Consider the following 14752-nt stretch of genomic DNA (forward strand, 5'->3'; position numbering starts at 1 on the left):
TCCTTTTCGTTATTTTCAACGGTCACAGTGCCAGCCCACCTTCGCGAGCACCGTCAGCGACGGCGGCGATGCGGCCGTGGTACTTGTTACCGCCACGGTCGAAGACAACAGCTTCGACGCCTGCAGCCTTTGCACGCTTGGCAACGAGCTCGCCGACGCGCTTGGCCTTGGCAGTCTTGTCTCCGTCAAGTGCACGAAGGTCAGCTTCCAGAGTGGAAGCGTAAGCCACGGTTACACCCTTGCTGTCATCGACAACCTGGACGAACATGTGGCGTGCCGAACGGTTGACGACCAGACGAGGACGTGCAGCCGTACCGGTGATGCGCTTGCGGATACGAAGCTGGCGACGGTTGCGTGCAGCCGACTTGCTCTTGTTCGTACGCTTCTTGTTAATTGCGATGGCCATGGTTTACTTACCAGCCTTTCCGACCTTGCGGCGGATGACTTCGCCGGCGTAACGGACACCCTTGCCCTTGTAGGGGTCGGGCTTGCGCAGCTTGCGAATGTTGGCAGCAACCTCGCCGACCTGCTGCTTGTTGATACCCGCAACAGAGAGCTTGGTCGGACCCTCTACTACGAAGGTGATGCCTTCGGGTGCAGAGACGTTAACCGGGTGGCTGTAGCCCAGAGCGAACTCCAGGTCAGAACCCTTTGCCTGAACGCGGTAACCGGTACCAACGATTTCAAGCTTCTTCTCGTAGCCCTCGGTAACGCCCTGGATCATGTTGGCGATCAGGGTGCGGGTCAGGCCGTGCAGCGAACGCGAGTTGCGCTCGTCGTTCGGGCGGGTGACCGTGAGAGTGTTCTCTTCCAGGGAGACCTCGATCGGGCTGGCCACAGTGTGGCTCAGCTCGCCTTTGGAACCCTTGACGCTGATGACGGAGCCATCGAGCTTGACCTCAACTCCGGCAGGAACGGTGATGGGGAGACGTCCAATACGTGACATTATTCTCTTCCTTTCCCGTTACCAGACGTACGCGAGGACTTCGCCGCCCACGCCCTTCTTGCCGGCCTGCTTGTCAGTCAGGAGGCCGGAAGAGGTGGACAGGATTGCGATACCCAGGCCACCCAGCACGTGAGGCAGGTTGGTGGACTTCGCGTAAACGCGGAGACCCGGCTTGGAGATGCGGCGGACGCCAGCGATGGAACGCTCGCGGTTCGGACCGAACTTCAGGTCGATGGTCAGCTTCTTGCCAACCTCGGCGTCCTCTTCCTTCCAGCCGGCAATGTAGCCTTCAGCCTTCAGGATGTCGGCAACGCGTGCCTTCAGTTTGCTGTACGGCATGGACACGGTGTCGTGGTATGCCGAGTTTGCATTGCGCAGACGCGTGAGCATGTCTGCGACAGGATCTGTCATAGTCATTTGGGCTATAGCCCTTCCTCGTACCGGTTTCCGCTGCGCTTGCCCTTACGAGCCTGCGCGGTCGGACCTGTCACGTAGTTAGTTTTCGGTCTTGAACGGGAAACCAAGCGCCTTGAGCAGCGCGCGGCCTTCGTCGTCGGTCTTGGCGGTGGTGACAACCGTGATGTCCATGCCGCGTACGCGGTCGATGGAGTCCTGGTCGATTTCGTGGAACATAACCTGCTCGGTCAGACCGAAGGTGTAGTTGCCGTTACCGTCGAACTGCTTGCCGTTGAGGCCGCGGAAGTCACGGATACGCGGCAGAGCCAGCGAAACCAGACGATCCACGAATTCCCACATGCGGTCTCCACGCAGAGTTGCGTGTGCACCGATCGGCATGCCTTCGCGCAGCTTGAACTGTGCGATCGACTTGCGGGCCTTGGTTACCTGCGGCTTCTGGCCGGTGATGAGGGTGAGGTCGCGGACAGCGCCGTCGATCAGCTTGGAGTCCTTGGCGGCATCTCCAACACCCATGTTCACAACAACCTTCACCAGGCGGGGAACCTGGTTCACGTTCGCGTAGTTGAATTCGTCCTGCAGCGACTTCTTGATGGTCTCTGCGTACTTCGTCTTCAGACGCGGAACGATCTTGTTTGCGACAGTGGTCTCAGACAGTGTTTCACTCATCAGATGTCCTTCCCGGTGGCCTTGGACACGCGGATACGGACGGTCTTGGTAGCGCCATCCTTCTCAACGGTGTCGAGACGGAAACCAACACGGGTCGGCTTCTTGGTCGACGGGTCAACCAGAGCAACGTTGGAAACGTGGATCGGGGCCTCAACGACCTCGATGCCACCGGTCTTGGTGCCGCGCTGCGACTGACCGACCTTGGTGTGCTTGGTGACGCGGTTGATTCCCTCTACCAGCACGCGGTTGGTGGCCGGGAATACGCGCAGGACCTTGCCCTGCTTGCCGCGGTCGCCGCCGCGTTCCTGCTTGGCGCCGGTGATGACCTGAACGAGGTCACCCTTCTTGATCTTAGCCATGGACTAAAGCACCTCCGGGGCCAGCGAAACGATCTTCATGAACTTCTTGTCGCGAAGTTCACGACCAACCGGGCCGAAGATACGGGTACCGCGGGGGTCACCGTCGTTCTTCAGGATCACAGCTGCGTTTTCGTCAAACTTGATGTAGGAACCATCCGCACGGCGGCGTTCCTTCTTGGTACGAACGATGACAGCCTTGACGACGTCACCCTTCTTTACGTTGCCGCCAGGGATAGCGTCCTTGACGGTGGCGACGATGACGTCGCCGATGCCTGCGTAGCGACGACCGGATCCACCGAGAACGCGAATGGTAAGGATTTCCTTAGCACCCGTGTTGTCGGCGACCTTGAGTCGCGACTCCTGCTGAATCAATTTCTACTCCTTGCGTCGCGCCGGTTCTCAGACCGAAATCATGCATACGGAATGAGCCTTGCGGAACGGTTGATCGGGGTGTCTCTTGACCTGCCTGGATTTTGCCAGAACAGGCCTAAACGCCCGTGCCACAAGCATCAGCTTCCCTTGCAGAAAACTCTGCGCGGGGCAGTATGCAGCGGCACGATTGTTTACGAGGTAGTGGACGACGCACAAGTGGCGCCATACAAACTCAATATCCTAGCACGTTCAGGGCCAGTAACCGAACCGGCCGGGAAAGCGGAAAGGCCCGCATTCCATAGGGAATGCGGACCTTTCCAGTGAATCTCTGCCAGGCGTGCCCGGCGTCGGATTTACTTGGCCTTTTCGAGGATCTCCACCAGACGCCACCGCTTGGTAGCGGACAGCGGGCGGGTCTCAGAGATGAGAACGAGGTCGCCGATGCCGGCGGTGTTCTCTTCGTCGTGAGCCTTGATCTTCGAGGTGCGGCGAATAACCTTGCCGTACAGAGCGTGCTTTACGCGGTCTTCAACCTGAACAACGATGGTCTTTTCCATCTTGTCAGAGACAACGTAGCCGCGACGCGTCTTACGGTAACCGCGCTGTTCAGCGCTGGCTGCTGCTTCCGTCACAGTTTCCTTCTCGCTCACTTGGCGTCCTCTCCAGCTTCAACCTCGGCCTTTTCAGCCTTGGCAGCCTTCTTGGACTTCTTTTCTTCCTTGGCTTCCACAACCGGTGCGGCAACCTCGGCACGAATGCCCAGCTCGCGCTCACGGAGAACGGTGTAGATGCGTGCGATGTCCTTCTTTACCGCGCGCAGGCGACCGTGGTTCTCCAGCTGTCCGGTGGCGGACTGGAAACGCAGGTTGAACAGCTCTTCCTTGGACTTGCGGAGTTCTTCAACGAGACGCTCGTTGTCGAAACCGTCCAGCTGTGCGGGTGCGAGATCCTTCGACCCTACTGCCATTTCTATTCACCACCTTCGCGACGCACAATGCGTGCCTTCAACGGCAGCTTGTGGATTGCCAGGCGCAGGGCCTCGCGAGCTACCTCTTCATTGACACCGGAGAGTTCGAAGAGAACCCGGCCCGGCTTGACGTTTGCGACCCACCATTCCGGAGAACCCTTACCGGAACCCATACGGGTTTCAGCAGGCTTCTTCGTCAGCGGACGGTCCGGGTAGATGTTGATCCAGACCTTGCCGCCACGCTTGATGTGGCGGGTCATCGCGATACGAGCGGACTCGATCTGACGGTTGGTTACGTATGCCGGGCTCAGGGCCTGGATACCGTACTCACCGAAGCTGACCTTGGTGCCGCCCGTAGCAGCGCCGGAACGACCCGGGTGGTGCTGCTTACGGTGCTTGACTCGACGTGGGATAAGCATTTAAGCCTGTCCTCCTTCTGCTGCGGGGGCAGCAGCTTCAGCGGCCGGTGCTTCAACGGCAGCAGGTGCTGCCTCAGCTGCCGGACGGTCGTTACGACGACGGCGGTCGCCACCCGGGCGGCCCGGACGGTCTCCTGCACGGCCACGGGACGGAGCAGCAGCTGCCTGCTGAGCCAGTTCCTTGGCGGTTACGTCACCCTTGTAGATCCAAACCTTCACACCGATGCGGCCGAAGGTGGTCTTGGCTTCGTAGAAGCCGTAGTCGATGTTCGCGCGGAGGGTGTGCAGGGGCACACGGCCTTCGCGGTAGAACTCCGAGCGGGACATTTCTGCGCCACCCAGACGACCCGAGCAAGCAACACGGATGCCCTTGGCACCCGCACGCTGTGCGGACTGCATTGCCTTCTTCATCGCACGGCGGAAAGCCACGCGGGAAGTCAGCTGCTCAGCGATGCCCTGGGCAACAAGCTGTGCTTCCATCTCGGGGTTCTTGACCTCGAGGATGTTCAGCTGGACCTGCTTGCCCGTGAGCTTTTCGAGCTCGCCGCGGATGCGGTCTGCTTCGGCGCCGCGGCGACCGATGACGATGCCCGGGCGTGCCGTGTGGATATCCACGCGGACACGGTCACGGGTGCGCTCGATCTCGACCTTGGCGATGCCGGCGCGCTCCATGCCGGTGGACATGAGCTGACGGATCTTGATGTCCTCGCGGACGAAGTCCTTGTAGCGCTGTCCGGGCTTGGTGCTGTCAGCGAACCAGTGCGAAACGTGGTCGGTGGTGATGCCGAGTCGGAACCCGTGCGGGTTTACTTTCTGTCCCACTTAGCGAGCCTCCTCTTTCTCGGGGGTTGCCACGACCAACGTGATGTGGCTGGTCCGCTTCCTGATGCGGTAGGCGCGGCCTTGGGCACGCGGCTGGAACCGCTTCATGGTCGGGCCTTCATCAACGAATGCTTCGCTGATGAACAGGTCGCTGTCGTCGAATGCAACGCCGTCACGGTCCGCGAGGACACGTGCGTTGGCCATTGCCGACTGAAGTACCTTGAATACCGGCTCCGAAGCTGCCTGGGGGGCAAACTTCAGAATTGCCAGAGCCTCATTCGCTTGCTTACCACGAACAAGGTTGACGACGCGCCGGGCCTTCATAGGCGTTACGCGGATGTGACGCGCAATAGCCTTGGCTTCCATTGCTTTCCTTCTCTCGTCTAAGACGTAAAGTCAGGCGCCTTAGCGGCGCTTGCCCTTACGGTCGTCCTTAACATGGCCGCGGAATGTCCGCGTGGGAGCGAATTCGCCGAGCTTGTGCCCGACCATCGACTCTGTGACAAACACCGGGATGTGCTTGCGTCCGTCGTGTACGGCGATCGTGTGCCCGAGCATGTCGGGGATGATCATCGAACGACGGGACCAGGTCTTGATGACGTTCTTGGTGCCCTTATCGTTTTCCCGTGCGACCTTCACAAAGAGGTGCTGGTCAACGAAAGGACCTTTTTTCAGGCTGCGTGGCATGTGTCCAGGCTCCTATCGCTTGTTCTTGCCAGTACGGCGGCGACGAACAATAAGCTTGTCGCTCTCTTTGTTCGGACGGCGGGTACGGCCCTCAGGCTTGCCGTTCGGGTTAACCGGGTGACGTCCACCGGAAGTCTTACCTTCACCACCACCGTGCGGGTGGTCAACCGGGTTCATGGCTACACCACGGACGGTCGGGCGAACGCCCTTCCAGCGCATGCGGCCGGCCTTGCCCCAGTTGATGTTCGACTGCTCGGCGTTGCCGACCTCGCCGACGGTTGCGCGGCAGCGCACGTCAACGTTGCGGATTTCACCGGAGGGCAGACGCAGCTGGGCGAAACGGCCTTCCTTGGCAACGAGCTGTACCGAAGCACCTGCGGAACGTGCCATCTTGGCGCCGCCACCCGGACGCAGTTCAACTGCGTGGATTACGGTACCAACCGGGATGTTGCGCAGCGGCAGGTTGTTGCCCGGCTTGATGTCAGCGTCGGGGCCAGCCTCGACGAAGTCACCCTGGGACAGCTTGTTGGGGGCGATGATGTAACGCTTGGTGCCATCAACGTAGTGCAGGAGTGCGATGCGAGCCGTGCGGTTCGGGTCGTACTCGATTTCGGCAACGCGGGCGTTGATGCCGTCCTTGTCGTGACGACGGAAGTCGATCAGACGGTACTGGCGCTTGTGCCCACCACCCTTGTGACGGGTGGTGATCTTACCGGAGTTGTTACGGCCGCCGGTCTTGTGCAGCGGACGCAGCAACGACTTTTCCGGAGTCGATCGCGTGATTTCAGCAAAGTCGGCTACGCTCGAGCCGCGACGGCCCGGGGTAGTCGGCTTGTATTTACGGATTCCCATAATTTATTTCCTCGTTAAAGTGGTCTCCGCTACGCGAGCGGACCGCCGAAGATGTCGATTGTGCCTTCTTTGAGGGTGACAATCGCACGCTTGGTGCTCTTGCGCTGTCCCCAGCCGAATTTGGTGCGCTTGCGCTTACCGGCACGGTTGATGGTGTTGATCGAGTCAACTTTGACCGAGAAGATCTTCTCTACGGCCAGCTTGATCTCGGTCTTGTTCGAGCGAGGGTCCACCAGGAAGGTGTACTTGCCTTCGTCGATCAGACCGTAGCTCTTTTCCGAAACGACGGGTGCAAGCACGACGTCGCGCGGATCCTTGATGGTGGTTACGCTCACTTGGAGGCCTCCTCGTTCTTTGCCTTGTCAGCGACGAACGCCTCGAAAGCAGCCTTTGTGAAGACCACGTCGTCGGAGATGAGCACGTCGTAGGTGTTCAGCTGGTCTGCGTACAGAACGTGAACATCCTGGAGGTTGCGCACGGAAAGTGCAGCAACATCATTGGCGCGCTCGATAACGACGAGCAGGTTCTTGCGCTCAGTGACAGAGCGCAGCGAAGCCAGTGCGTCCTTGGCGGACGGCTTGGTGCCGGCTACCAGTTCAGCGATGACGTGGATGCGTCCGTTGCGGGCGCGGTCAGACAGGGCGCCGCGGAGTGCAGCAGCCTTCATCTTCTTGGGGGTGCGCTGGCTGTAGTCACGAGGTGTCGGACCGTGGACAACGCCACCGCCGGTCATGTGAGGAGCACGGATGGAACCCTGACGGGCGCGGCCGGTGCCCTTCTGCTTGAACGGCTTGCGACCTGCACCGGAAACCTCGGCGCGGGTCTTCGTCTTGTGAGTACCCTGGCGAGCAGCAGCGAGCTGTGCGACGACGACCTGGTGCAGCAGCGGCACGTTGGTCTGGACGTCGAAGATCTCTGCAGGCAGGTCTACCTTGACAGTGCTAGTCATTGAACTAGGCTCCCTTCACGGCGGTGCGTACGAGTACGACCTGGCCGCGGGCACCGGGGACGGCACCCTTGATAAGGAGCAGCGACTTCTCAACGTCAACAGCGTGAACCGTGAGGTTCAGCGTGGTGTGACGCTCGGCGCCCATGCGGCCGGCCATTTTCAGGCCCTTGAAGACGCGGCTCGGGGTGGATGCGCCACCGATGGAGCCAGGCTTACGGTGGTTCTTGTGGGCACCGTGGGAAGCGCCAACGCCGTGGAAGCCGTGACGCTTCATAACACCGGCGAAGCCCTTACCCTTGGAGGTGCCGACGACGTCGATCTTCTGGCCGGCTTCGAAGATCTCAACAGAGAGCTCCTGGCCCAGCTCGTAGGATGCGGCGTCTGCGGTACGCAGTTCGACGACGTGGCGGCGAGGGGTAACGCCAGCCTTTTCAAAGTGACCAGCCAGCGGCTTGGTGACCTTGCGGGGGTCGATCTGGCCGTAGCCGATCTGGACGGCGACATAGCCATCGACATCTGCGTTGCGCAGCTGCGTGATGACGTTGGAGTCAGCCTGGACGACAGTTACCGGGATGAGCTTGTTGTTCTCGTCCCAGACCTGGGTCATGCCGAGCTTCGTGCCCAGCAGGCCCTTTACGTTACGGGTTGCGGTCATAGTCTCTCAGCACCTCCCTAGAGCTTGATTTCGATGTTCACGTCTGCAGGCAGGTCGAGACGCATAAGCGAGTCAACGGCCTTCGGCGTGGGGTCGATGATGTCGATCAGACGCTTGTGAGTACGCATTTCGAAGTGCTCACGGCTGTCCTTGTACTTGTGAGGAGAGCGAATAACGCAGTAAACGTTCTTCTCCGTGGGCAGCGGCACCGGGCCGACTACCGTTGCGCCTGCGCGCGTGACCGTCTCAACGATCTTCCGCGCTGAAACATCAATGACCTCGTGGTCATATGACTTCAGCCGGATGCGGATTTTTTGTCCCGCCATGTCGCCTGACTCTCTTTCAGCTAGTGCTGCTCTAGTTAGGGCTGCTCTGTTTACTTACCTGTTGATGTGGCCGCCGAGGCGTTTGAGGTTTTACCACCACCCGCCGCACAAGCTGAATCCGGATATTCCCGGGTTCCTCAACCTGCCGGCGCACCGACCCCCGCGGTCGGGCGTGTCGCGATTTCCACGCAGACTCGACCGCATTCCATGGGGTTCAGGGTTATGTTTGGGCTTCAACCTGGACCCTGACACCCGGCATTATCCGGATCGGGACACGAAGAAGCGCTTGAACAACTCATCCAGTATGGCGGAAATCCGGAGCAAAGGCCAATCGGCCCGCATTGGGCATTGCCCGGCCCCCGCCAACTGGGGATGATGGTGGCATGTCCGTCCAGGATTCAGGCTCAGTGGAAGATCTCGCTGCACGCCTGCGGCCTGGTTTCACATTAGGGGTAGCGGCGGCCGCCTTCCAGATTGAGGGTTCCCTCACGGCTGATGGACGCGGCCCGTCCGGGTGGGACGCTTTCGCGGAAAAGCCAGGAGCAATCGTCGACGGCGGCTCCCCCACCGTGGCGTGCGACCATTACAACCGCGCGGATGAAGACATAGCCCTGATGCAGGAGCTGGGCGTCGATTCCTACCGTTTGTCATTGTCATGGCCGAGGATCCAACCCGACGGTCGAGGCGCGGTCAACCAGCGCGGCCTGGACTTCTACGACCGCTTGTTGGACAAGCTCCTGGCCGCCGGCATTTCACCCATGGTCACCCTGTACCACTGGGACACCCCGTTGGCCCTTGAACATGAGGGCGGCTGGATGAACAGGGACACTGCCCAGAGGCTCGCCGAGTATGCCGCTGTGGCCGCACGCCGGTTCGGCGACCGGGTGGACCACTGGGTCACAGTGAACGAGCCCGTTTCCGTTACCCTGCAGGGTTACGCATTGGGTGCGCACGCCCCGGGCCGCCAGCTCCTGTTCGACAGCCTGCCTGCAGCCCATCATCAGCTGCTGGGCCATGGCCTGGCAGTCAAAGCACTCAGGGCAGAGGGGGCTAAGGGCAAGATCGGCCTGTCCAATATGCACTCCCCCGTGCGGCCGGCCAGCAACCGACTCTCGGACCGTCTGATGGCTGAGGCCCTGGACCTGATACTGAACCGCATTTACGCCGACGCGGTCCTTCTTGGCCAATACCCCAAGCCTTCGCTTCCCCTGTGGCCTTGGTTCCGCTCACTGGGTCCCGTGCTCGACGGTGACCTCGAGACAATAAACCAGCCCTTGGATTTCTACGGCTTGAACTACTACTACCCCATCAAGGTGGCTTCCGGGCGGGGGCCTGCCGAGATCCCTACCGGGCAGGCAGAAGAGATGGCCAATATCCCTTTCCACCTTGCCGCCTACCAAGAGTACGAGACCACCGGCTTCGGCTGGCCCGAGGCCCCGGAACAACTCGCCACGGTTCTCCAGGAGATGAAGCAGCGGTACGGGGAGGCCCTGCCACCAATTTTCATCACGGAGGGCGGCGCGAGTTTCCCGGAGCCCGCCCATGTCGACGGACCTGTCCCGGACACCAACCGCATCGCGTATCTGGCTGAGCATCTGGGCCACGCCGTCACCGCGACGGGTCCCGGCGGCGCTGCGGAAGGCGTGGATCTGCGCGGTTATTACGTGTGGACGCTCCTGGACAACTTCGAGTGGGCAGCGGGCTACTCGCAGAGGTTCGGCCTGGTCCACGTGGACTTTGAAACCCTGGAACGGACTCCGAAGGAATCGTTCTACTGGCTCAGGGCGCTGGCTCGCGCGCGTAGCCGCAACGAGTAGCGCAGCCGGGTTAAATCGCTATCGGGTTAAATCGCGACCGGGTTTGACCGCGGGCGCTGGACAGGCAGCCGGCGTCACCGCCCGAAGCTACTGGTTCTTGTTGGCGCGCCGGATGCGCTTGGCACGCTCGATCTCTTGCCGGAAGTTCTTGCGCCCCCACAGCACCCCACCGCCGATGGCCGCTATCACTGCCAGGAAAATCAGGAATTCCACACCGTGCTCCTCTTCGTAGAATCCAACCCTATCGGACGCCACCATAGCCCCGCGAGGACGCCGTGTCATCCGAACCATTGTCGGCGGCCGGGCCCTGGGGACCAGCGGGCGGCTTACGGTTCAAGCGCCACACCGCAAGCACAATGAGGCCCACGGCTACCAGGGCCAGCATTGCGAAGGCATAGGTGCGAAGCGCCCACATGATGCTCAGCACCACGCCGATGGCCCCCCAAGCCACCAGCAGGCGCTCGGCTACGACAAGCCCCACGGCGAGCAGCACCACGTGTGCCACAAGTACATAAAGTTGCTGCCCGGAGCTTCCACCAAAGATGGTGCCCGCGGATGTCAGGGACAGGATCCCGGCTCCGATGCACAGGCGCAGCAGGCCTTCCCCGCGCTGTCCCCTGATGTAGCGCAGTCCTGCCAAAACAGCAGCTGCCACGACGTACCACTGGGCAGTCCAGAACCAGTCGGGGCTGGCACCACCAACGAACAGCAAGGCCCGCTGCAGGGCAGCCACGGCTATCACCCCGGCAAGTTCTCCGGCCAGCCATTTCCCTCGGGGAACTTCAGCCACCACCACTGCGCCCGCAGCCAACACCACTACGAAGGCCATCAGGGCAGTCTCGTCGTGGATCATACCCGCCACCGCCGCGGTCGCCAGGCCGGCGACCGCGGTGCCGGCCAGGGATCTCTGGCGCCATAGCTGACGGCGAATCGAAGGCGGGCCAAAGACCTTCGCCGCGTACAAGCCGGCTGCCGTACCTCCGGCGCCCAGGAGCCAGACGGCGTAGTGGGACCACACGTCCGACGGCAGGTTGCGGAGCAAGCCCTCGACGGCGGGTACCGCGCCTAACAGGGCCGCTGGTGCGGCCGCAGCGTAGAGACGAGGCAGGCGTTCCACGTGGGAGGCAGCGAACAGGACGCCGGCCAGTGTCAGCACCGACAACCCGGTCAGGGCGTAGTCAATGCGCAAGGTCAGCACACCGCCGACGAGAACGAAGGCCAGCGACGACGCCAACCAGAACCAGCGCTCCGCCGCGATCAGGGTCGTCGAACCAGACTTTTGGATCCGCGGCGGGAAGGCAATCCGGAAGACAACCAGGCAAGCAGCCAGTCCGAACAAGGCCACGGGCACCTGCGACCCATTCATGAGCGGCTGGGCCAGCCACGTATAAGAAGGGAATCGAATCGCCGGCCCCGAAACCAGTACCAGGACCCCGACAGCAGCGGCACCCAGGTATTGGGCGCCACGGAGCCCAAGGAACCGCCAGGCGATAGCCACCGCTGCCGGGACGATGACCAAGCAGGCCATGACCACCCAACGGCCGCCGCCGTCGTAATTCCCGGACGCCAAGTAGGCCAAAGGAAGCAACAGTTGCGCACCCAAGGCGGCCCACGTCGTGGGTTGTTGGAAGGCAACATCAACGTGGCAGTGACGCAGATACAAGGTCACAAGGTGCTGGAGCAGCAGAAGCAGGGCCAGCACGATGGTCACAGCAGCCGACGAGTCCGTAGCGTCCGCCACCACTACGGTGATGAGGGACGCCCCGAGAATCCGAAGCCCCAGCAGATAGGCGCCACGTATGCGGGAATCCCGGGCCAGGCCCATCATGACGGCGCTGCAGCCGGCAAAGATGCCCAGGAGGATCTCGACGTCGCGGACGTGCCCGAGCCGAAGCGGCAAAAGCAGTGCCAACGCTGCCGGAGCAAAAATCCAGGCGCCAGCGCGACCACGCAGGGCCACGGTGCACGCCGCCGCAGCGAAAGCGGTGGCGACGGCTGCCACCCCTGCTTGCCAACTGTCCCTGGGCAACCACCTACCCGCTGCCACAGCAAACGACAATGCGGTGGTGGCTCCCGCCATGACCGCGACCGTCACCGCTGCGTCCACCACGGAAGCCCGAGGGAACCTTTGCTGGAACCGGCCTGTCAGGGGGAAAGCCAACTGCAATGCTGCAGCAACTGCTAAGACAAGCGGAACGCCAGGGGTCTCCCCCGCGATCTGCAGGTTCCACCCACCACGCAGCGCGTCCACATAGGCAGAGGCCATCAGCAAGGTTCCGGCAGCGCGTGCAAGCCACCAGTACCCTTGGCGAGGATTCGCCGATCTGACCCGCAGCGCGGTAACGCCGAAGTATGCGGTTGTTACCAGGAGCACCCAGTTCGCCAATGTGAGCGATACAGCAGCGGCGGCTACGGCACCGGCAACGATGGCAGTGACGGGGGCCAGCACCTCCCCGACGGTTGGCGTCCACGTCTCCCGGCCGGTTCCGACGCCCTCTCCCGAGGGCAAAAGCAGCATTCCGGAGGCCAGCCCCGCGGCCAGGACCAAAAGAACCGCCACCGAAACACTCGGACGCCCCGCGGCGTGGTCAACGAAGGGCAGCAGCAGGAGCGTGGCCATCGCTACGCCCCCGAACACAGCTGCAGTTGCCTGCGGTGCCACAAGCCGGACACCGCGCCGCCTCATTATTGCACTGCCAAGTTCCTGAACGGCCGCCGCAGAAATGAGCGCCAGCAGGGTGTAGGCAGCCCTTTCCTGGCTGTGTTCAAAGATGGCTGCCACAGTGCTGGGGACGGCCGCGGTCAGTGCTATCCGGCCAGCCAGGACCAAGTGCTGACGGTTGGCTGCTGGTCGAAGCAAAGCGGTCAGAAGCCAGTAGGAACCAGCCGCTGCCAAGAGCACGGCAACCGGCAGTGCCCCCAACAGGACTGCGAAGACGAGGCCGGTCCCCGCGACGGCAGCTGGCGCAAAAAGGACAGCGGCGGCGGGCACCGGACCCCTGGCAAGCCTCCAACCCAACACCATGGAGGTCAGCATGCTCACGTACAGGGGCATCTGGACGGGGAGATCGAAGTTGCCGAAGCCCAGAGCCGCCGTCAGTACGGCAGCGGCCGCCAGTTGCAGGCCCCAGCACGACACCGCGTCATTCCATCGCAGGCGGGGAGCCAGCATGGCGCCACCGAACGCAACCCCCAGTGACTGGACGCCGAGGCAGAGCACCGCCGCCAGCAGCACTGCGCTGACGTCGGCTGTGGCATCCCACACCAGACCCAGGAGGGACAGTGTCAGCGCCGCCCTGGCCGCATAGAAGTGTTGAAGCCTGTACCGGGCGCGGGGCACCAGGACCATCACTGTGAAGTAGCAACCACACATCAGCATCACCAGGGCATACTCACCGTGGGACAAAAGGTGCGGCGTGCAGGTCACTGCCAAGGCCACCAGCGGAACAACATAGGGGTGCAGCACCATCAGGGGGCGCACGTAAAGCGGAGGAATCCAACGTGGACGAAGCAACGCACCCAATGTCAGGACGATGGCAACACCGATGAGCGCAGTGAAATACCACACCAGCGCACCGCCAAGGATGGAGACTCCCGACCATGCTGTGGAGACAACGAAACTGATCGACAAGTAGGCCAGGATCTTGTTGTCCAGCTTGACGGCCGTATACGCATAGACCGCGGTCCCCAGCAAGGAGGTGGCCAGCCAGGCAGCGGGGCCGTTGTGCAGAACGAAGTTGTACATGGCAAGGCCGGTAACGGGAATGAGGGCGAGTCCGGTCCCTACGAAGGCCGTGGCCGCCGGCCGCAGTCGCGGGATCTTCGCATGGATAACCAATCCCGAGACGTAGAACAACGCCGTGATGAACCAGATCCCCGCGAAACGGAACAGTTCCGGAAGGCTGGTTCCTACAAACAGGGCCCCCGCGGCCACCAACAGGAGGCTGGCGACATAGAGGGTGATGTTGATGTTCTGTTGGTCGCGGCGGGCTTTCCTCGCCGCCACCTCTGCAGGCGACTCCCGCACCGGCGGTGGTCCCTGCACCGGGGGCGGACCCTGCACCGGTGGCGGCCCCTGCACCGGGGCTCCTGCCGGCTGGGCCGGCCGCTGATGTACGGGCGCTGGCCCTGCATATGAAGGGCGCCCGGGTGGGAACGGCACAGGGACGCGCTGGGGTGCAACAGTCCCCTGGCTCGTGGGCAGGACGGCGGCAGGCGCAGGCTGTGCCGGTGGCTGTGCACTGCTCCCTTGGCGCTTGGCCTCGGCGTCACGCCAACCTGCCATATGTCCGGCCAGGTAGCCCGCCTGGTACTGGGCGCTCGGCATCCCGGGGCGGGCGCCATCGCGAAGCGCCGCCCGGCGCCCTTGGCTCCGGCCCAATGCATTGCCGACCACTCCGGCTATGGCAAGAAGCATCACGATCAGCAGGGCGTTCATTGCGACTCCTCGGTATCACCGGCATAGGGCGTCAACCAGTGTTTTATCCATTCGATAGAT

20 protein-coding genes are annotated in these 14752 nt (G+C 62.2%); 1 reads left to right on the forward strand and 19 read right to left on the reverse strand.

Annotation, left to right across the window (positions count from 1 at the left end; all coding sequences use genetic code 11):
- Window positions 1–22: 22 nt before the first annotated feature.
- The 17 genes from rplR to rpsJ form a co-directional block, all read right to left on the reverse strand.
- The gene (rplR, locus tag PV760_RS00680; protein WP_018776679.1) at window positions 23–406 is read right to left on the reverse strand and encodes a 50S ribosomal protein L18; all 384 of its coding nucleotides are present in this window, start codon (window positions 404–406) and stop codon (window positions 23–25) included.
- A gap of 3 nt (window positions 407–409) precedes the next feature.
- Complete coding sequence (gene rplF, locus PV760_RS00685) at window positions 410–946, reverse strand: 50S ribosomal protein L6 (RefSeq protein WP_018776680.1); 537 nt, start codon at window positions 944–946, stop codon at window positions 410–412.
- Between the two features lie 18 nt (window positions 947–964).
- Window positions 965–1363, reverse strand: a complete 399-nt coding sequence (rpsH, locus tag PV760_RS00690; RefSeq protein WP_011775584.1) for a 30S ribosomal protein S8 — start codon at window positions 1361–1363, stop codon at window positions 965–967.
- Window positions 1364–1441: 78 nt separating this feature from the next.
- The gene (gene rplE, locus PV760_RS00695; RefSeq protein WP_018776681.1) at window positions 1442–2029 is read right to left on the reverse strand and encodes a 50S ribosomal protein L5; all 588 of its coding nucleotides are present in this window, start codon (window positions 2027–2029) and stop codon (window positions 1442–1444) included.
- Complete coding sequence (gene rplX, locus PV760_RS00700; RefSeq protein WP_018776682.1) at window positions 2029–2388, reverse strand: 50S ribosomal protein L24; 360 nt, start codon at window positions 2386–2388, stop codon at window positions 2029–2031. Before rplX ends, rplE begins: the two co-directional genes overlap by 1 nt.
- A gap of 3 nt (window positions 2389–2391) precedes the next feature.
- Complete coding sequence (rplN, locus tag PV760_RS00705) at window positions 2392–2760, reverse strand: 50S ribosomal protein L14 (protein ID WP_003803789.1); 369 nt, start codon at window positions 2758–2760, stop codon at window positions 2392–2394.
- Window positions 2761–3113: 353 nt separating this feature from the next.
- Window positions 3114–3410: a 30S ribosomal protein S17 gene (gene rpsQ / locus PV760_RS00710; protein WP_011775587.1), complete on the reverse strand. Its 297-nt coding sequence runs from the start codon at window positions 3408–3410 to the stop codon at window positions 3114–3116.
- Entirely contained in the window at window positions 3407–3727 is a 321-nt protein-coding gene (gene rpmC, locus PV760_RS00715) for a 50S ribosomal protein L29 (protein ID WP_014922387.1), read from the reverse strand. The genes rpsQ and rpmC overlap by 4 nt, the downstream gene beginning before the upstream one ends.
- A gap of 2 nt (window positions 3728–3729) precedes the next feature.
- A complete protein-coding gene (rplP, locus tag PV760_RS00720; RefSeq protein ID WP_003803795.1) occupies window positions 3730–4146 on the reverse strand; it encodes a 50S ribosomal protein L16 in 417 nt (138 codons plus the stop codon).
- Window positions 4147–4968: a 30S ribosomal protein S3 gene (gene rpsC / locus PV760_RS00725; protein ID WP_011775589.1), complete on the reverse strand. Its 822-nt coding sequence runs from the start codon at window positions 4966–4968 to the stop codon at window positions 4147–4149. It lies immediately after the preceding gene.
- Complete coding sequence (gene rplV, locus PV760_RS00730) at window positions 4969–5334, reverse strand: 50S ribosomal protein L22 (RefSeq protein WP_018776683.1); 366 nt, start codon at window positions 5332–5334, stop codon at window positions 4969–4971.
- A gap of 39 nt (window positions 5335–5373) precedes the next feature.
- Window positions 5374–5655, reverse strand: a complete 282-nt coding sequence (gene rpsS, locus PV760_RS00735) for a 30S ribosomal protein S19 (protein ID WP_011775591.1) — start codon at window positions 5653–5655, stop codon at window positions 5374–5376.
- A gap of 12 nt (window positions 5656–5667) precedes the next feature.
- Window positions 5668–6507 carry a 50S ribosomal protein L2 gene (rplB, locus tag PV760_RS00740; RefSeq protein ID WP_011775592.1) on the reverse strand — a complete coding sequence of 280 codons (840 nt, stop codon included), beginning with the start codon at window positions 6505–6507 and terminating at the stop codon, window positions 5668–5670.
- A gap of 29 nt (window positions 6508–6536) precedes the next feature.
- Complete coding sequence (rplW, locus tag PV760_RS00745; protein WP_011775593.1) at window positions 6537–6842, reverse strand: 50S ribosomal protein L23; 306 nt, start codon at window positions 6840–6842, stop codon at window positions 6537–6539.
- Complete coding sequence (gene rplD, locus PV760_RS00750; protein WP_018776684.1) at window positions 6839–7456, reverse strand: 50S ribosomal protein L4; 618 nt, start codon at window positions 7454–7456, stop codon at window positions 6839–6841. Before rplD ends, rplW begins: the two co-directional genes overlap by 4 nt.
- Before the next feature lie 4 nt (window positions 7457–7460).
- Complete coding sequence (rplC, locus tag PV760_RS00755) at window positions 7461–8111, reverse strand: 50S ribosomal protein L3 (protein ID WP_018776685.1); 651 nt, start codon at window positions 8109–8111, stop codon at window positions 7461–7463.
- Between the two features lie 17 nt (window positions 8112–8128).
- Window positions 8129–8437 carry a 30S ribosomal protein S10 gene (gene rpsJ, locus PV760_RS00760; RefSeq protein WP_003803825.1) on the reverse strand — a complete coding sequence of 103 codons (309 nt, stop codon included), beginning with the start codon at window positions 8435–8437 and terminating at the stop codon, window positions 8129–8131.
- A gap of 383 nt (window positions 8438–8820) precedes the next feature.
- Here rpsJ and PV760_RS00765 point away from each other — a divergent pair, with 383 nt between their 5' ends.
- On the forward strand, window positions 8821–10254 hold the full coding sequence (locus PV760_RS00765; RefSeq protein WP_018776686.1) for a GH1 family beta-glucosidase: 1434 nt from the start codon (window positions 8821–8823) through the stop codon (window positions 10252–10254).
- An 87-nt stretch (window positions 10255–10341) separates the two neighbouring features.
- Here PV760_RS00765 and PV760_RS00770 read toward each other — a convergent pair whose 3' ends face one another.
- Window positions 10342–10467: a hypothetical protein gene (locus tag PV760_RS00770; protein WP_255520211.1), complete on the reverse strand. Its 126-nt coding sequence runs from the start codon at window positions 10465–10467 to the stop codon at window positions 10342–10344.
- Window positions 10468–10495: 28 nt separating this feature from the next.
- Window positions 10496–14692 (reverse strand): hypothetical protein, encoded by a 4197-nt coding sequence (locus PV760_RS00775; RefSeq protein WP_354626921.1) that lies wholly within the window; start codon window positions 14690–14692, stop codon window positions 10496–10498.
- Window positions 14693–14752: the final 60 nt, after the last annotated feature.

Source organism: Paenarthrobacter sp. CC6, from assembly GCF_040560085.1.
In the GTDB taxonomy this organism is placed as follows: Bacteria; Actinomycetota; Actinomycetes; order Actinomycetales; family Micrococcaceae; genus Arthrobacter; species Arthrobacter nicotinovorans.